14 protein-coding genes are annotated in these 17,166 nt (G+C 63.5%); 12 read left to right on the top strand and 2 right to left on the bottom strand.

What is annotated here, in order from left to right; genetic code table 11:
• The first annotated feature begins 118 nt into the window (after positions 1-118).
• From phnG to B0E50_RS08030, 11 genes are all read left to right on the top strand, one after another.
• Positions 119-565: a phosphonate C-P lyase system protein PhnG gene (phnG, locus tag B0E50_RS08085; RefSeq protein WP_077440682.1), complete on the top strand. Its 447-nt coding sequence runs from the start codon at positions 119-121 to the stop codon at positions 563-565.
• Positions 562-1,140, top strand: a complete 579-nt coding sequence (gene phnH, locus B0E50_RS08080; RefSeq protein ID WP_077440681.1) for a phosphonate C-P lyase system protein PhnH — start codon at positions 562-564, stop codon at positions 1,138-1,140. Before phnG ends, phnH begins: the two co-directional genes overlap by 4 nt.
• On the top strand, positions 1,141-2,256 hold the full coding sequence (locus B0E50_RS08075; protein WP_077440680.1) for a carbon-phosphorus lyase complex subunit PhnI: 1,116 nt from the start codon (positions 1,141-1,143) through the stop codon (positions 2,254-2,256).
• A complete protein-coding gene (locus tag B0E50_RS08070; RefSeq protein ID WP_077440679.1) occupies positions 2,253-3,092 on the top strand; it encodes an alpha-D-ribose 1-methylphosphonate 5-phosphate C-P-lyase PhnJ in 840 nt (279 codons plus the stop codon). The genes B0E50_RS08075 and B0E50_RS08070 overlap by 4 nt, the downstream gene beginning before the upstream one ends.
• Positions 3,089-3,859, top strand: a complete 771-nt coding sequence (phnK, locus tag B0E50_RS08065) for a phosphonate C-P lyase system protein PhnK (protein ID WP_077440678.1) — start codon at positions 3,089-3,091, stop codon at positions 3,857-3,859. Before B0E50_RS08070 ends, phnK begins: the two co-directional genes overlap by 4 nt.
• Positions 3,856-4,560 (top strand): phosphonate C-P lyase system protein PhnL, encoded by a 705-nt coding sequence (gene phnL, locus B0E50_RS08060; protein ID WP_077440677.1) that lies wholly within the window; start codon positions 3,856-3,858, stop codon positions 4,558-4,560. Before phnK ends, phnL begins: the two co-directional genes overlap by 4 nt.
• Before the next feature lie 21 nt (positions 4,561-4,581).
• Entirely contained in the window at positions 4,582-5,724 is a 1,143-nt protein-coding gene (locus B0E50_RS08055; RefSeq protein WP_077440676.1) for an alpha-D-ribose 1-methylphosphonate 5-triphosphate diphosphatase, read from the top strand.
• 610 nt (positions 5,725-6,334) lie between these two features.
• A complete protein-coding gene (locus B0E50_RS08045) occupies positions 6,335-9,013 on the top strand; it encodes a TonB-dependent receptor (RefSeq protein WP_139350800.1) in 2,679 nt (892 codons plus the stop codon).
• A 95-nt stretch (positions 9,014-9,108) separates the two neighbouring features.
• Complete coding sequence (locus tag B0E50_RS08040) at positions 9,109-11,100, top strand: tetratricopeptide repeat-containing sulfotransferase family protein (RefSeq protein ID WP_139350799.1); 1,992 nt, start codon at positions 9,109-9,111, stop codon at positions 11,098-11,100.
• A 262-nt stretch (positions 11,101-11,362) separates the two neighbouring features.
• Positions 11,363-12,109: a lysoplasmalogenase gene (locus tag B0E50_RS08035; RefSeq protein ID WP_139350798.1), complete on the top strand. Its 747-nt coding sequence runs from the start codon at positions 11,363-11,365 to the stop codon at positions 12,107-12,109.
• Entirely contained in the window at positions 12,106-13,374 is a 1,269-nt protein-coding gene (locus tag B0E50_RS08030; RefSeq protein ID WP_077440672.1) for a sterol desaturase family protein, read from the top strand. Before B0E50_RS08035 ends, B0E50_RS08030 begins: the two co-directional genes overlap by 4 nt.
• Positions 13,375-13,432: 58 nt before the next feature.
• Here B0E50_RS08030 and B0E50_RS08025 read toward each other — a convergent pair whose 3' ends face one another.
• Positions 13,433-14,131 carry a CDGSH iron-sulfur domain-containing protein gene (locus B0E50_RS08025; RefSeq protein ID WP_077440671.1) on the bottom strand — a complete coding sequence of 233 codons (699 nt, stop codon included), beginning with the start codon at positions 14,129-14,131 and terminating at the stop codon, positions 13,433-13,435.
• A gap of 193 nt (positions 14,132-14,324) precedes the next feature.
• Between B0E50_RS08025 and B0E50_RS08020 the strand changes: the two genes are divergently transcribed.
• Positions 14,325-15,845: an amino acid permease gene (locus B0E50_RS08020; protein ID WP_077440670.1), complete on the top strand. Its 1,521-nt coding sequence runs from the start codon at positions 14,325-14,327 to the stop codon at positions 15,843-15,845.
• 9 nt (positions 15,846-15,854) lie between these two features.
• On the opposite strand, the gene B0E50_RS08015 is transcribed toward B0E50_RS08020, so the two are convergent.
• Positions 15,855-16,925, bottom strand: coding sequence for a GGDEF domain-containing protein (locus tag B0E50_RS08015; RefSeq protein ID WP_077440669.1), 1,071 nt, complete (start codon positions 16,923-16,925; stop codon positions 15,855-15,857).
• Positions 16,926-17,166 lie beyond the last annotated feature (241 nt).

Raw genomic sequence — 17,166 nt, 5'->3', positions numbered from 1 at the left:
GCCTGTCTATTCACCGTCATGGCAGCGGCACGCTGAGCTGCTGGAATGCACTGCACCGGGGCGCGGCGCCCCGGTCTGTCTAGATAACTAGACATTTGTTACAGGCCTAGGACTTTGCATGGACACTTCCTCTCACATGGCGCGTGCGCAATGGATGTCGTTGCTCGCACAAGCCGAAGCGGCCGAACTGGCCGCGGCGATGGATGCGTTTGCGCCTCCCGCCGATGCAACCTGGCTGCGCCCCGCACAGACCGGCCTCTACATGCTGCGTGGCCGTATAGGCGGCACCGGCCCGCAATTCAATGTCGGCGAAGTGACGGTGACCCGTTGCAGCGTGCAGATCGGCGAGCGCATTGGCCATGCCTGGGTGCGTGGCGGCAATGCACGGCACGCCGAGCTTGCCGCCTGCGCCGACGCCTTGCTGCAGGACGCTGACCAGCACCCGAAGCTGCACGAACAGGTACTCGAGCCGCTGCGCCATTCCCAGCAGGCACGGCGCGAGGCGGCCAGCCGCAAGGCAGCCGCCAGCAAGGTGGAATTCTTCACCGTCGTGCGGGGCGAATGATGCTGGCCGCCTTTGCCGATCCTGTGTTCGACAGCCAGCGCAACTTCCGAGAGTTGCTGCAGGCGATGGCCCGCCCGGCCGTGCCACGCGAACTGCCGAACCTGCCGCCCGCCCCGGTGCCGATCATCCCGGCAGCGATGGCGATACTGATGACCCTGTGCGATGCCACCACGGCGGTGTGGCTGCAGCAACCGAACGATGAGACCACGTGCCATCTTCGCTTTCACGCCGGCACCCGGCTGGTCGATGATCCGCGTGACGCCGACTTCGCGCTGATCACCGATCCCGAGTCGATGCCGCCGCTGGACACCTTCGCGCAGGGTGAGATGCGCTATCCGGACCGTTCGGCGAGCCTGATCGTGCAGGTTCCCGACCTGCGCGCGCATGCGGGGGCGTACTTTGCCGGCCCTGGTATCCGCCAGACCGCACAACTGGCGATCGACGGCTTGCCGCAGCGCTTCTGGCAGCAGCGTGCCGCAATCGCGACGCGGTTGCCGCTGGGCATCGACCTTTTCTTCGTCGCCGCACAGCGCATGGTCGCGCTGCCGCGTACGACCCGTCTGCTGGAGAGTTGAATGTACGTAGCCGTGAAAGGCGGCGAGCAGGCGATTGCCCGTTCGCTGGAACTGCTGGCCGAAGCACGCCGGGGCGATCCCGCCACAGCGGAACTCGAGCTGGCCCAGATCCGCCAGCAACTGCGTCTGGGCGTGGCGCGGGTGATGCAGGAAGGTTCGCTGTATGACGAGGAGCTGGCCGCACTGGCGATCCGTCAGGCGGCTGGCGACATGCTGGAGGCGATCTTCCTGCTGCGTGCCTATCGCACCACGCTGCCGCGCTTCGGTTATACGGAAGCGCTGGATACGACCCGCATGCGCGTGCGTCGCCGCATATCGGGCACGTTCAAGGATGTTCCTGGTGGCCAGGTGCTCGGCCCTACCTATGACTACACCCAGCGTCTGCTCGAATTCGGGCCGACTGTGCCCATCGCAACGGTCGAAGCCGAGGTGCCGCTGGCGGAGGCGATGCCGCGTGTACTCGATCTGCTGGATGCCGAGGCACTGATCGAGCGCATCGACGCCGGTGCCGATCCCGAGCCGGTCGATCTCACCCGTAAGCCGCTTATGTTTCCGGCCAACCGCGCCACGCGCCTGCAGAATTTGTCCCGTGGCGACGAGGGTTTCCTGCTCGGGATGGCGTACTCCACTCAGCGCGGCTACGCCGAAAGCCATCCCTTCGCCGGCGAGATCCGCATGGGTGAGGTGGATGTGCTGGTGTGTCCGGAAGAACTCGGCTTCGCCATCGAGATCGGTTCGATCACGCTTACCGAATGCCAGATGATCAACCAATTCCACGGTGGTAACGGTGTGCCGCCGCAGTTCACCCGTGGCTACGGCCTGGGTATGGGCGAGAGCGAGCGCAAAGCGATGTCGATGGCGCTGGTCGACCGCGCGCTGCGCTGCGACGAGCTGGGTGAACCGGCGTACGCCCCTGCCCAGAACCAGGAATTCGTGCTGTCGCATTCGGACAACGTCGAGGCTTCCGGCTTCGTGCAGCACCTGAAACTGCCGCATTACGTGGATTTCCAGGCCGAGCTGTCGCTGCTGCGCACCTTGAGCGCACAACACGTGCGCCATGCCAGCGACCGGCATCAAGCCGTGCCGGAACAGGCGCTTGAGGAGAGCCAGGCATGACGCCGACCTACAACTTCGCGTTTCTCGACGAGAACACCAAGCGCATGCTGCGCCGCGCCCTGCTGAAGGCGGTGGCGATTCCCGGCTACCAGGTGCCGTTCGGCAGCCGCGAGATGCCGCTGCCGTATGGCTGGGGCACCGGCGGCATCCAGGTTACCGCGGCCCTGCTCGGGCCTGACGATGTGTTGAAGGTGATCGACCAGGGCGCCGACGACACCACCAACGCGGTCAACATCCGCCGTTTCTTTGCCCGCACGGCTGGAGTGGCGACCACCGAGCGCACGGCCGAGGCGAGCGTCATCCAGACCCGTCACCGTATTCCTGAAACACCACTGCGGGAAGATCAGATCCTGGTGTTCCAGGTGCCGGAGCCCGAGCCGCTGCGCACGCTGGAACCGCGCGAGGCCGAGACCCGCACCATGCATGCCCTGGCCGACTACGGATTGATGCACGTGAAGTTGTACGAAGACATCGCCCAGTATGGGCATATCGCCACCAGCTACGACTACCCCGTCCTCGTCGATGGCCGCTTTCTCACTTCGCCGTCGCCGATTCCGAAATTCGACAATCCCAAGCTGGATCACTCACCCGCACTGATGCTGTTCGGCGCCGGTCGCGAAAAGCGACTTTACGCGATTCCACCCTATACGCAGGTCGAAAGCCTGGCCTTCGATGATCATCCGTTCGAGATCCAGCGCTGGGAGCACCAGTGCGCTCTGTGCGGTTCCGGCGAAAGTTATCTGGACGAGGTGGTGGTGGACGATTGCGGTACGCGCATGTTCGTCTGCTCGGACACCGACTACTGCGGCGAGCACCTAGCGGAGGCAGTGGCATGAACGCGCTGCTGCAGGTACGCAAGTTGAGTCGTCATTACGGCCAGCGGATTGGTTGCCAGGATGTGAGCTTCGATCTGCATCCAGGCGAACTGCTGTGCATTGTCGGCGAATCGGGCTCGGGCAAATCGACCCTGCTCAATACGATGGCGGCACAACTTGCGCCCAGCGCGGGTTCGATCCGTTATCGACAGAAAAACGATGCGTGGCTGGAGCTCGACGCACTGAGCGAAGCCGATCGGCGCCGCCTGGCGCGCGAGGAATGGGGCTTTGTCACGCAGAATCCGCGTGATGGCCTGCGCCTCAACGTCAGCGCCGGCGCCAATGTGGCGGAGCGGCTGATGGCGCTTGGCATGCGCGACTACGGCCGCCTGCGCGAGATCGCCAGCAGCTGGCTGGCGCGCGTGGAGATCGATCCGTTGCGGATCGACGATGCGCCAACCAGCTTTTCCGGCGGCATGCAGCAGCGCCTGCAGATTGCACGCACCCTGGTCACCCAGCCGCGGCTGGTGTTCATGGACGAGCCCACCGCCGGACTCGACGTGTCGGTGCAGGCCCGCATCCTCGACCTGCTGCGTCGACTGGTGAACGAACTGGGACTGGCTGCGGTGATGGTCACCCATGACCTGGCAGTCGCACGCCTGCTCGCCGCACGCACGATGGTGATGCAGGGCGGTTGCGTGGTGGAAACCGGGCTCACCGACCAGATCCTCGACGATCCGCAGCACCCCTACACCCAACTGCTCGTTTCCTCGGTGCTGACCACATGACCGCTGCCCTTCCCATGCTCGAACTTCGCGGCCTGAGCAAATCCTTCGAACTGCATCATCAGCACGACGCACGCCTGAAGGTGCTCGACAGCATCGACCTCAGCCTGCATGCCGGCGAATGCGTGGTGCTGGCCGGGCCATCCGGCGCCGGCAAGAGCACCCTGCTGCGGGTGATCTATGCCAACTACCGGATCAGCCGTGGCGCGGTGTGTGTGCGCCACGACGGCGGCTGGCTTGATCTGGCTGAGGCTACGCCGCATCAGGTACTCGATGTGCGGCGACGCACGCTGGGCTACGTCAGCCAGTTCCTGCGGGTCATCCCCCGCGTGCCGGCGCTGGACATCGTGGCCGAACCACTGATCGAAGCCGGCACGGCAACTACCGAGGCACTGCAGCATGCCGGCGCTCTGCTGCATCGACTCAACGTGCCGGAGCGGTTGTGGCGTCTGCCGCCTGGCACCTTCTCCGGCGGCGAACAGCAGCGCGTGAACATCGCGCGCGGCTTGATCGTGCCGCGTCCGCTGCTGCTGCTGGACGAACCAACCGCCTCGCTCGATGCCGCCAATCGCGCCGTGGTCGCCGAGCTGCTGGAAGAGGCTCGCAACGCCGGTTCTGCCGTGCTAGGCATCTTCCATGACGAAGACATGCGCCAGCGCGTCGCCACCCGTCTGTTTCCGATGCGTCCTCTCGAAACCTCCTGATCCCTATCGGTCGATATCCCCATGAATGATTTTGTTCTTACCAACGCCCGCATCGTGCTCGACGACAGTGTCGTGCATGGCACTCTGATCGCGCGCAAAGGCTGCATCCGGCTGGTGGATGAAGGGTCGACCCAGGCACCCGGTGCCATCGACTGCCATGGCGATTACGTGATTCCCGGCCTGATCGAGCTGCACACCGACAATCTCGAGAAGCACCTGATGCCACGCGCCGGCGTGATCTGGCCGTCGTTGCCAGCGGTGTTCACGCACGATGCTCAGGTGGTCGCGGCTGGCATCACCACGGTATTCGATGCACTCTCGGTGGGCGACCTGGAAGAAGAGAGCGTGCGCATCGAAACGCTGCGCAGTACCTATGACGCCATTCTCGCTGGCCAGGCCAGCGGTACCTTGCGGGCCGATCACTGGCTGCACCTGCGTTGCGAACTGGCTTACCCACAGCTGCTCGAGGCGCTGGAGCCGCTGATGCATCACAGCAGTGTGCGTCTGCTGTCGCTGATGGATCACACGCCCGGCCAGCGTCAGTACCGCGACTTGCAGCAATATCGCAAGTATTACAGCAAGAACCATATGAGCTGGACCGAGGACGAGTTCGCCGAGGTGGTGAAAAAACGCCTCGCACAGCAGGCCACCTACAGCGCCAGGCACGAGCAGGCCGTGCTGGATATGGCGCAGGGTCGCAACATAGTGCTGGCCAGTCACGATGATACGGATACCGAACAGGTCGAGCACGCGCATCGTATCGGCGTGACGATTTCGGAATTTCCAACGACGCAGGAAGCCGCTGCTGCCGCGCGCACGCGCGGCCTCACGACCGTCATGGGCGCGCCGAATATCGTGCGCGGTGGCTCCCACTCCGGCAATGTCGCGGCGCTCGATCTGGCGCATACCAACCGTCTCGACATGCTGTCGTCCGACTATGTGCCGGCCAGCCTGCTGCACGGTGCCTTCATGCTGCACACACAGGCCGGCTGGTCGATGCCGCGTGCGATGGCCACGGTGAGCCGCAACCCGGCCAAGGCGCTGGGCTTCGACGATCGTGGACGGCTCAGGCCGGGCATGCGCGCCGATGTGGTGCGCGTGCGTACCGTGGATGGCCTGCCCATCGTGCGCAACGTATGGGTGAACGGCCAGCTCTCGTTCTGATGCCGGCGTCATGATGCGTGTGTGCACCTGCACGTGTATCGCGTCAGCTTGATCGGGCTGGGGCGCAGCCGAACCCCTGCCAAGGTGACAGCACCGATCAGATTGCCGTTCCTCCTGATCAAGTCCGGGATCAGCTCGGGCCGCCGGACTGATCGCAAGATTGTGCAGGCCGGCTCAACTCTCCATCCCGATCACGTCCGAAACAGGTTTGCACGAGCAAGGGCGGACATCACAGGGCGTGAGCTTCGCCAAGTCGACCTGTCCATGCGGACATGCCGTTAGACAAGTTCGTCTAGACAACCAGCCATGGATGTCGCTTCCACGAAGGCATCGCGCAATCCAAGCACAACGTGCATGCAATCAGACTCGGATGAAATGGTACGTGCCGTTCTTTGCAAGGCGCGTCGAGGGGAGCGCCTGCACGTGTTTCTACTCACCATTGGGGCCTTGTTTATGACTGTGCTCAGCACCCCGCTATGCCTTGCGCTGCCTGCTGTTTTTCCGTTGCTCGCGCGAGCGAATAACTCCACAACCGCCAACGCCGTCACCGACGCCTGTGGCTGACGCCGCATCGGCGTGACACCCGGCTACAGCCCATCTGGAGAGACCTTTGAAAATCAATAAGATTGCCTTCGCGGTGCTGACTGCGCTCGTTGCGGCCCGCGCTGCTCATGCCGTTGACGACAACAGCATAGCCACCAATAACGCGCCTTCGGTGCCCACGCTCACCGCAACGGCACCCACGTCGACCACGTCCACCGCTACCTCGCCTGCTGATCCCTCGAGCCCGGCGTCCGCATCCACGCTCGCTACGGTGACTGTTACGGCGCAGCACACCACCCAAGACATCCAGGCCGTGCCGATCACGATCCAGGCCTTCACCGGCACGACGTTGCAGCAGTTGAACATCGCGTCGTTCAATGACCTGATCAAATACCTGCCCAACGTGACCTTCGCTGCGAACGGTCCAGGCCAGGGCAACATCTACATGCGCGGCCTGAGCACCGGCTTCCTCGGCAACCAGTCCAGCGCGACCATCGCGCCGTTCCCGAACGTGGCTGTCTATCTTGACGACCAGTCCATGCAGTTCCCGGCGCGCAACCTCGACATCTACATGGCCGACATGGAGCGCGTCGAAGTCCTCGAAGGCCCGCAGGGCACCTTGTTCGGCGGTGGCGCCGAAGCCGGCGCGGTGCGCTACATCACCAACAAGCCGAATCTCGACAAGGTCAGCGGCAGCGTCGAAGCCAGCACTGGCATCACCGCTGGCGGCGCCCCGAACAATGCGGCCAACGCGGTGCTGAACCTGCCGATCATTCCCGGTACGTTCGCTGTGCGTGCCGTGATCTACAACGATCATCAGGGCGGTTACATCGACAACGTGGCGAGTACATTCACGCGTCAGCCCACCGACGGTGGCGGTGCGATGGCTCCTTACGTGGCTGCTGGCGGCACCCCGGTTGCCAACAACTACAGCGTTGCGCAGAACAACTGGAATCCGGTCGATTATCAAGGCGCCCGCGTGTCCGGGCTGTGGAAAATCAACGACAACTGGAACTTTCTGATCGCCGAGAGCTACCAGAATATGGATGCCAACGGTCAGTCCTCGACGTATCCGGTCGGTGCGGATGGCCAGAAGCTCGGCACCAACCAGATCACCGACTTCGTGCCGGCCTGGAACAATGACCATTACACCAACACGGCCTGGACGTTGAACGGCCAGATCAGCGACGACCTGTCGCTGGTTTACACCGGCGGCTACACCAATCGCCGCATCAGCGAGCAGCAGGACTACACCAATTACGCGCGCAGCGCCGGCGGCATGTATTACCAATGCACCGGCACCTCGGCGGGCCTCTCCAGCGCCGGCAAGCCGACCTGCTATTCGCCGGCAGGTTACTGGAACGACCACGTGAAAAGCACGCACCAGAGCCACGAGTTGCGCCTGAGCACGCCGGAAGACGATCGCCTGCGTTTCATCGGTGGCCTGTACTACGAAGATTTCAACATCGACGACCACATGGCCTTCGATTACCTGACCATTCCGTCGTGCACGCCGGGAAATCTCGCGGCCGCTCAAGCCGGTGGTGCGCCATGCGTCGCCAACGCGCAGGCCTCGCCGGGCGTCAACATGCCCGTCGGCACGGCTTTCGGCGAAAACGCACAGCGTGGCTACAAGCAGGAAGCGGCGTTCGGTTCGGTGTCGTATGACATTCTTCCGGATGTCCTCGCCGCGACGGTCGGCACGCGTTACTACCATTACTCCGAGTGGCAGACCGGCACCGAGTTCTATACCACCGCCGCCCAGGTGAACGTGCCCAATGGCACCTACGTGGGCAATGACACGGTGATGAACTACCACACCACTTATCATGGCTTTAAGAGCAATGCGAACCTGACGTGGCACATCACGCCGGACACGATGGTGTATTACACCTACTCGCAAGGCTTCCGTCCGGGTGGTTTCAACCGCACGTCTTCGGACGTGGCGAAGCTCGATGGCGAGCCGCAGTACAAGAAGCCGCTCAACTACGCCCCCGACACGCTGATCAACAACGAAATCGGCTTCAAGACCGAATTCTTCGATGACCGCCTGCAGTTCAATGGCTCACTGTATGACATGCGGTGGGACAACGTGCAGATGCAGTTCTTCAACCCGTTGGTGCTGGGTAACACCACCTTCGCGGTCAACGGACCGAACTACAAGGTGCAAGGTCTTGAACTGCAATTCCAGGCGCGCATTACCGATGGCCTGTCCATCATGGGTGCGGGTTCGCTCAACCATTCCAAGCAGACCAACTCGCCGTGCCTGGTCAACAATATTCCCGGGTCGGCTGGCTACAACACGTGCATCGTCGAAACCGGTGCTGTCGGTGACGTGGCGTCGTTCGCCAATCCGTTCGGCGAAGTGGGCAGCACGCCGGCTTTCTCGCCCCGTTCGCAGTTCAATCTGCGCCTGCGTTACGACTGGATGTTCGGCGACGGCATGAAGGCCTTCTGGCAGGTTGGCGCAAACCGCACCGGTTCGATGTATAACCAGCCGGCAACCTATCCGAGCGGCACGGGCGTGACGAATGTCACCACGGTGGAGCTGCGCTATCTGCAGGCCGCCTATACCACCGTCGACGCGTCGCTGGGCGTGGCCAAGGACAACTGGAACGTGTCGCTTTACGGCACCAATCTGAACAACAGTCACGCCAGCGTGTTTACGTCCTCGGCCGAGTTCATCGAATCGCAGGTGCCGATCCGCCCGCGCGTGATCGGCGTGAAAGTGGGCTTCAAGTTCTAAGCGCTCACCTCGCGCGAAGTCAATGCAAATAAAATGGGGGTGGGCTGGAAGGCCGCCCCCACTATCAATGGTTATCCCTTGTCCTCATGAACGTTATGGCAACCGATCCAACTCTGGAGCTTCACCTGCGGCGCATCCGTCAGCTGCAGGCGGACGGGCAGCATGCACACGCGTTGCCGGCGGCGCAGACGTTGCTGGCCGAGGCACCCGACGATTATGAGGTGCTTTATCTAGTAGCCCGCAGCCAGCGCTACCTGGGACAGATCGACGCCGCGTTGCAGACGCTGGTGCACATGGAACTGCAACATCCTCATTACAGCCGTCTGCACGAGGAGCGCGGTCACTGCTACGTGGTGCTGCGCGATGCGCCGCATGCGATCGACGCGCTGCTGCAGGCAGTCAACATCAACCCGGCGCTGCCTTCGAGCTGGAGCCTGCTCGAAGGCCTTTACCGCATGACAGGCGATAGCGCCAACGCGGCGACCGCCGCCGCACACGTCGCCACGCTCAAGCGTCTGGCACCCGAGGTCGTGCGCGCGACCGGCCATTTCTCCGATGGCGAACTGGAGTCTGCCGAACAGATCATTCGTGCCTATCTGCTCAAGGCCGGCAACGATGTCGAGGCAATGCGCCTGCTCGCGCGCATCGGACTGAAACGCGATGTGCTCGGCGATGCCGAAATCCTGCTCGGCGCTGTGCTGAAAATCGCCCCGGATTATCGTGCGGCACGCTACGACTATGCATCCGTATTGCTCGAGCGACACCTGTATCAGCGTGCCTGCGAGGAGGCCGAGAAGCTTCTTGCGATCGAGCCCGATCATCTCGACTACCGGGCGCTCTACGCCAGCGCGAGCGTCGGCGTGGGCGAACACGATCGTGCCATCACGCTGTACCAGAAGCTTGTGCAAGAACTTCCCGGCGCGGCCAACCTCCATCTGTCGCTCGCGCATTCACTGAAGACGCAGGGGCAGCAGGCGGAGTCGATCGAGGCCTATCGTGCCGCCGCTGCCGCCCGCCCGGATTTTGGTGATGCTTACTGGAGCCTGGCGAACCTGAAAACGTATCGCTTCTCCGATGAGGAGATCGCCCGCATGCGCATTGCGGAGGAAGCTCCGGCTACGCAGCCCGTCGATCGTCTGCATCTGTGCTTCGCGCTCGGCAAGGCATTCGAGGACCGTGACGATTACGCCGAATCATGGCGTTATTACAGCCAGGGCAATGCGCTCAAGCGGTCCGAGAGCCGCTACCGTGCCGAGATCATCGAAACCAACACGCGCCAGCAGATCGAAGTCTGCACGCGCGAGTTCTTCGTCAATCGCGAAGGCGTTGGCGATCAACGCCCGGACCCGATCTTCATCGTCGGGTTGCCGCGTGCCGGTTCCACCTTGATCGAGCAGATACTGGCATCCCATTCGCTCGTCGAAGGGACCCATGAGCTGGGCGAGATTCCACGCATGGTGCTCGACCTGCAGGGACGGGACCTCGACCTCGACAACCCGCGTTATCCAGGCGTGCTGGCCGATCTCGCGTCCGCGGATTTTCTACGGCTTGGCGAAAGGTACCTGGACGATACCCGCATCTATCGCGGAAAAAAGCCGTACTTCATCGACAAGATGCCGAACAACTTTCGGCATATCGGGTTGATCCATCTGATCTTGCCAAACGCGAAGATCATCGATGTCCGACGTGAACCAATAGCCTGCTGCTTCAGCAATCTGAAACAGCTCTTTGCGACGGGCCAGGAATTCACCTACAGCACCAAGGACATCGCGCGGTACTACCGAACGTATCTCGATGTGATGCAACACTGGGACGAGGTGCTGCCGGGCCGCGTGCTGCGTATTCATCATGAGGACGTCGTCGACGATCTCGAGAGCAATGTTCGGCGGATTCTCGATTTCTGCGAACTGGGATTCGAACCGTCCTGCCTCGAGTTCCACAAGACAGCGCGCAGCGTGCGCACAGCCAGCTCGGAGCAGGTCCGACAGCCGATCTTCCGCGACGGTGTCGACCAGTGGACGAACTATGAGCCCTGGTTAGATCCACTCAAGGAGGCGCTCGGCGGCGTACTGGCACGCTATCGCTAGACCAGCGCAATATCACAATCGTCGGGAGCACCGGCTCCACGATGGTGATCCAAAAACAGCTTCGTTAGCGATAAGTGGGTGCGCCATGCAAGCTGTTCTTCAACATCAACACGAAACTCGAAGCTGATCGTCTGCACATGACGGCGTGGCCTTTGCGGGCCATGCCGTATGCGTTTCAGAACGGTCACCGATGGACGTAGTTGTGAATTGCAGTCATGTAGTGACTATGATCGACAGGCGATCCGGTTTCGCAGGGGCACGCATGTCTGTTTTGTCATCGGTTGTCAGCTCCGCGGCGGGACGTCGAAGACTTGCTGCGTTCACAGGAGTTGGGGCGGCTGCGGCGATCCTTGGCGCTCTTCTGGCTGGCCCCGCGGCGGTTGATGGCTGGCGGATGTTGCACTGGCTGTGCAAGCCGCTGGCTACGGCGCTGATCCTGCTGCTGGCATGGAGCGCACAGCCGGTGCTGTCGACGCGCTACCGGCGCTGGATTTCGGCCGGCATCGTCTGTTCGCTGTTCGGCGACGTGTTGTTGATGTTGCCGCAGGATCTGTTCGTGCCAGGGCTGGTGGCCTTCCTGTGCGGTCACCTGTGCTTTCTTGCCGCGTTCCTCGGCGACAGCCGCTTTGCCGTGCGACCGCTGTGGCTGCTCGCCAGCTGGGGCTACGCTGCGATCAATCTGTGGCTGTTGTGGGATTCCATCGGTGCAGCATTGCGGCTGCCGGTGATCGTCTATGTCGTGGTGCTGTCCAGCATGGGTGGCCAGGCACTGGCGCGTGCCGGAATGTTCGCGCGGCGTGGCGATGCACAGGCCGGCTGCGCTCGTCGGGCCGCGGTCGGCGCCGTGCTGTTCATGCTCAGCGACAGCCTGCTGGCGTGGAACCGCTTCCATGCCGCGATCCCGTTATCGAGCCTGTGGGTGTTATCGACGTATTATCTGGCCATGTGGTGGATCGCACGCTCGGTGCAGCGTAGCGACATGACGGTCGAGGCAGGCGCAGCGCAGTGAATACACAGGAACTCATCATCACCTGGGCTACCCCGGTGTTCTTTCTGCTGATCGCGATCGAGCTGCTGGTGGCCAAGCTGCGCGGTCGCCGCGCCTATGCCAGTGGCGATACGGTCAACAGCATCGGCCTTGGCGTGATCTCGCAGATCGTCGGTGTGTTCAGCAAACTCCTGACGTTCGGCATCTATGCCTGGTGCGTGCAGCATCTGGCGCTGTTCACGCTGCCGGCGGACAGCTTGTGGGTGTGGGCTGGTGCATTGCTGCTGTACGACTTCTGCTACTACTGGCTGCACCGCATGGGGCACGAGGTGAACATCCTGTGGGCCGCGCACGTGGTGCATCACCAGAGCGAGCACTACAACCTGTCCACCGCGCTGCGCCAGACCGGCAGCGGCGCCTTGCTGGGCTGGCTGTTCTATCTGCCGCTGGCGTTGCTCGGCGTGCCGCTCAAGGTGTTCGTGATCGTGGCGCTGATCGACCTGCTGTACCAGTTCTGGGTGCACACCGAGCAGATCGGTCGGCTTGGCTGGTTCGACCGGGTGTTCTGCTCGCCGTCCAACCATCGTGCGCATCACGCGGTGAACGACCGTTACCTCGACCGCAACTACGGCGGCATCCTGATCCTGTGGGACCGCCTGTTCGGCAGTTTCGTCGAGGAAGACGACAACGATCCGCCGGTGTACGGCACACGCTCGCCGCTGCGCAGCTGGAACCCGCTATGGGCGAACGCCGAGGTGTACTGGAAGACGGCGGTGGACATGTGGCATGCGCGGCGCTGGCGCGACAAGCTGCTGTTGTGGCTGAAGCCGCCGGGCTGGCGGCCGGCCGAACTCACCGCGCGCTACCCGAAGCCGGCCTTCACGATGATCGCCGAGCGTTTCAACCCGCCGCTGTCCCGGGCGCTGACGATTTACGCGTTGCTGCAGTTTGCCCTGCTGCTGGGCATGACCACGCAGTTTCTCGGCATGGCCGGCGCAGCGAGTTTGTCCGCCCTGCTGGCTTATGCGGCGTATCTGGTGATCAGCCTGTGGGTGCTTGGCGCGCTGATGGAAGGGCGGCGCTGGGCGTTGTGGGTGGAGGGCGTGCGCGTGCTGGCGACGGCGCTGGTGCCGGTACTCAGTGGTCGCTGGTTCGGCATCGGCCATCTGGACGGCCATATCGCGCTGGCGTTTGCCGCAGTGTTCGGGCTCAGCGCCCTGGTGTTGCCGTGGCTGGGTGGTGCGCAGCGGCCCATCGCGCTGCACCGCGACGCCACCGCAAGCTGAGGGCTGCTCCGGCGAGCTGAACGACTCGACCGGATGAGCGCGGCGGATCAGCCAACCGTTACAAGCCGTCCCGGAACTTCACCTCGTCTGCGGCATGGCTTCCATCGCAGAACGGCTTGTTGCGCGAGGCGCCGCAGCGACACAGGGTCACCCGGTTGCGCACTTCGTAGGCGTGGCCATTGGCGCCCACGAGTCGGATCATCCCGCGCACCCACAGCGGGCCGCTGACCTGCTGCTGTGGATCTTCGATCAAGCCGATGGACGGCGGCAGTTCGGCTTCCAGCGGCTCGTTGTCGCCGCGCTGCCACGCGCGCAGACGCCCGCCCGGACAGTCGTTGACCTGGCGCACGAACTGTTCGGCGATGGCGGGGTCGTCGCTGCGCCGTACCTGGTTCCACACCTGGCCGTTCGGATCGCAGAAGCGGGCGAAGGCACACAAGGGCTCGGCATCGGTGAGCGACAATGCCGGCCCCTCGGTCAAGGTCGCCTGCTGCAGATAGGGTTTGCGACTGGCGGTTTCACGGCCATCGAATCCCGTCTTCGCGTGGCTGCCATCGCAGAACGGCTTGCGCCTGGACTGCCCACAGCGGCACAGCGCATACGTCGCGGCAGCCGGGATTGGCGGGCCGGGCAGCCATTCGGCCGAGCCTCCCTGCTGATCGACACCGATGGTGAACCTGGAAAGCGGAATCGAGCCAGCCACCAGGTAGGGGCCGTTTTCGCTCACCGTGATCTGCATGTCGTCGTGTCCGGGCATCACATACTCCTGACTTCGCCGCATCGAGAGGTTCCGATGAGCGATGGTAGTCCGCTTTGTTGCGAAAAGTGGGTCGATTCGACGACTGCCGATTTCAGCCAGTCGGTTCGGGGAGCTGCATTGCCGCATGGCGCTCCAGCGATCATTCGCTATCATCGGCCACTGTTTGCCCAACCGACCAGGGTCACCGTCAATGAGCTTTCTCAGCAAATTGCTGCGCCACAAATCCGTCGAACAGCTGCAGGCGGAGGTCGGCTCGCGTGCCGATTTCCGCCGTGTGCTGGGCCTCTGGCAGCTCACCGCGATCGGTATCGGCGGCATCATTGGCGTCGGCATCTTCGTGCTGGCCGGCCAGCAGGCGGCCAGCAATGCGGGCCCGGCAGTGGCGCTCAGCTTCATTATTGCGGGTCTCGGCAGTGCCTGCGCCGCACTCTGCTACGCCGAGTTCGCCGGGCTGATCCCGGTTACCGGCAGCGCCTACACCTATGGTTACGCGGTGCTCGGCGAGTTCGTCGCCTGGATCATTGGCTGGGACCTGCTGCTGGAGTACGCGCTGGTGGTCGCGGTGGTGGCGATCGGCTGGTCCGGCTATGTGCAGGTGCTGCTGAACTCCGCCGGCGTGCATCTGCCGGAGTGGGCGCAGCAGAGCATGAGCGCGCAGACTATGCAGTATTATTTGCAGCAGGTCTTCGGCGTGCATGGTACGACCGCGATCGCCGCACCGAGCGACGGCCACCGTTTCAACGTGATTGCCGCTGGTGTCTCGGTGGCGGTGGCGGTGCTGCTGACCGTGCGCACCGAGTGGGGCGCGCGCTTCAACACGGCGGTGGTGACGATCAAGGTGATCGGCGTGCTGCTGGTAGTGCTGGTGGGTGTGTTCTACATCAACACCGCGAACTGGCATCCGTTCATCCCCGCGCGCATCGTCGATGCCACCACCGGACTCGGCCACTTCGGCTGGCAGGGCGTGCTGACCGGCGCCAGCGTGGTGTTCTTCGCGGTGTTCGGCTACGACACGCTGACCACGGCGGCGGAGGAGGCGAAGCATCCGCAGCGCGACCTGCCGCGCGCGGTGCTGCTGTCGCTGGCGATCGCGATGGTGCTGTACATCGCGGTGTCGCTGGTGCTCACCGGCATCACGCCGTACAGCCACCTCGGCGGCGATGCGTCGGTGTCCGATGCGTTCGAATCGATCGGGCTGCACTGGCTCAGCATCATCATCGCGATCGCCGCGGTGATCGGCGTCACCAGCGTGCTGTTCGCCTTCATGCTGGGTGCGGCACGGATCTGGTTTGCGCTGGCGCGCGATGGTCTGCTGCCGGGCTGGTTCGCCAAGGTCAGTCCGCGCTTCGGCACGCCGGCACGGCCGACCATCCTCCTCGGCCTGTTCACGGCACTCGTCGCCGGCCTGCTGCCGATCGGCGAGGTGGCTGAACTGGTGAACATCGGCACGCTGAGCGCGTTCATCATCATCTGCGGCTCGATCATGCTGCTGCGCGCGCGCCGCCCGGAACTGCAGCGCAACTTCCGCACGCCGGCGGTATGGTTCACGGCGCCGCTGGGTATCGTGTTCTCCGCGGTGCTGATCTATGGCCTGCCGTGGATCACCTACGAACGTTTCGTGATCTGGATGGCGCTGGGCTGCCTGATCTATTTCGGCTACGGCGTCCGGCACAGCAAGCTGGCGGACGCCAGCGGATCGCGAGGCACGTGAACGGTTCGATCAGCCACTGACGACGCGGTCGCGCCCACCGTTCTTGGCGCGGCGCATGGCCTGATCGGCACGTGCCAGCAGGCTCTCGATCGCCTCGTCGACATGATTGCATTCGGCAACGCCGATGCTGACGGTCAGCGCGCCGTCGGGGCGCTGGATCGAGTGCATGGCCAGCCGCAACTGCTCGGCACGCTCGCCGGCCTGGCGCAGGTTGAGTCCCGGCAGCAACAGCGCGAATTCCTCACCACCGATGCGGCCGATCAGGTCGGTCTGGCGCATCTGTGCACGGAGAGTCGCAGCCAGTGCAATCAGTGCGGCATCGCCTGCGGCGTGCCCATGATCGTCGTTGAGCTGCTTGAAATGGTCGGCATCCAGGAACAGCATGCATGCCGGTTTCTGCTGGCGGCTGATGTCGCACAAGGCGAGCCGCCCCAGCTCGAGGAAGCGGTTGCGCAGCAGCAGGCCGGTGAGGCCGTCGGTATTGACCTGCTCGCGCAGCTGGCGTTCCAGCCGGTACTGTTCGAACAGGGTGCGAGCCATGAAGCCACGCAACACGGTCGACAGCGCGATGGCGATCACCATGTAGACGAGGTACTGCACCATGTGCATGCCGCTGGTGGAGCTGGACAGCAGCATCGGCAACGGCCCGAATGCGCATAGCGCCATTGCGATCGCGAAGTCCCAGGTTTCCAGCCAGACCACCGACGACGCTACCGGCAGCAACAGGCCCGGCATGATCCATGGCTGGCCCGGCAGGTGACCGATGCCGTCGAGATTGACGCCGATCTCCAGCAGCGCCACACACAGCAAGGCGAGCAGGCTGAGCAGGCGCGGATGCTGCACGCGCCGGGCCACCGCAGCCACCAGCAGCAACGGAAGCACCGGGACCAACCGCAGTGACAACGGTAGTGGCGAAGCGTGAACGAGTGTGCCGGCAACCATCGCCACCAGATAGGCCAGCCCGGCCACCAGCATCAGCGCGTGGATCATCGGCCCCATCCGTTGCGCCAGATAGCGCGTGTAATCGCGGTGCTGGTCGGGGTTGTCGGTGGGCTGCCGGTTGGTGAACAAGGGGCGCATGCGGATAAGGGCGAACCGGACTGATGGGAACACCGAATGCCTGGAGCAAGATGGGTGCCATGACCCCCGAAAGTACGGTGACGGAGGGAGGGGCAGCCCGCATTCATGACCTTCGGCATGGGTTAAGCGCAGCAGGACCGGTCTAGCATCGACGGCTTGAGTCCCTGCCGCGACAGCTTTCACGGCAGGGATTCCCCACCGATCTGGCGACCTTGGCGGCCGGCGGATCACGGGCCTGATC

This window comes from Rhodanobacter sp. C01, from assembly GCF_002001045.1.
In the GTDB taxonomy this organism is placed as follows: Bacteria; Pseudomonadota; Gammaproteobacteria; order Xanthomonadales; family Rhodanobacteraceae; genus Rhodanobacter.
Note: the sequence above shows the minus strand (reverse complement) of the source record. Positions and strands in the feature narration are given on the sequence as shown.

What these genes read in the sequence shown, in the direction of transcription:
- phnG (WP_077440682.1), top strand. Translation starts at nt 119, where the DNA reads ATGGACACTTCCTCTCACATGGCGCGTGCGCAATGGATGTCGTTGCTC.
- phnH (WP_077440681.1), top strand. Translation starts at nt 562, where the DNA reads ATGATGCTGGCCGCCTTTGCCGATCCTGTGTTCGACAGCCAGCGCAAC.
- B0E50_RS08075 (WP_077440680.1), top strand. Translation starts at nt 1,141, where the DNA reads ATGTACGTAGCCGTGAAAGGCGGCGAGCAGGCGATTGCCCGTTCGCTG.
- B0E50_RS08070 (WP_077440679.1), top strand. Translation starts at nt 2,253, where the DNA reads ATGACGCCGACCTACAACTTCGCGTTTCTCGACGAGAACACCAAGCGC.
- phnK (WP_077440678.1), top strand. Translation starts at nt 3,089, where the DNA reads ATGAACGCGCTGCTGCAGGTACGCAAGTTGAGTCGTCATTACGGCCAG.
- phnL (WP_077440677.1), top strand. Translation starts at nt 3,856, where the DNA reads ATGACCGCTGCCCTTCCCATGCTCGAACTTCGCGGCCTGAGCAAATCC.
- B0E50_RS08055 (WP_077440676.1), top strand. Translation starts at nt 4,582, where the DNA reads ATGAATGATTTTGTTCTTACCAACGCCCGCATCGTGCTCGACGACAGT.
- B0E50_RS08040 (WP_139350799.1), top strand. Translation starts at nt 9,109, where the DNA reads ATGGCAACCGATCCAACTCTGGAGCTTCACCTGCGGCGCATCCGTCAG.
- B0E50_RS08035 (WP_139350798.1), top strand. Translation starts at nt 11,363, where the DNA reads ATGTCTGTTTTGTCATCGGTTGTCAGCTCCGCGGCGGGACGTCGAAGA.
- B0E50_RS08025 (WP_077440671.1), bottom strand. Translation starts at nt 14,131, where the DNA reads ATGCCCGGACACGACGACATGCAGATCACGGTGAGCGAAAACGGCCCC.
- B0E50_RS08020 (WP_077440670.1), top strand. Translation starts at nt 14,325, where the DNA reads ATGAGCTTTCTCAGCAAATTGCTGCGCCACAAATCCGTCGAACAGCTG.
- B0E50_RS08015 (WP_077440669.1), bottom strand. Translation starts at nt 16,925, where the DNA reads ATGCGCCCCTTGTTCACCAACCGGCAGCCCACCGACAACCCCGACCAG.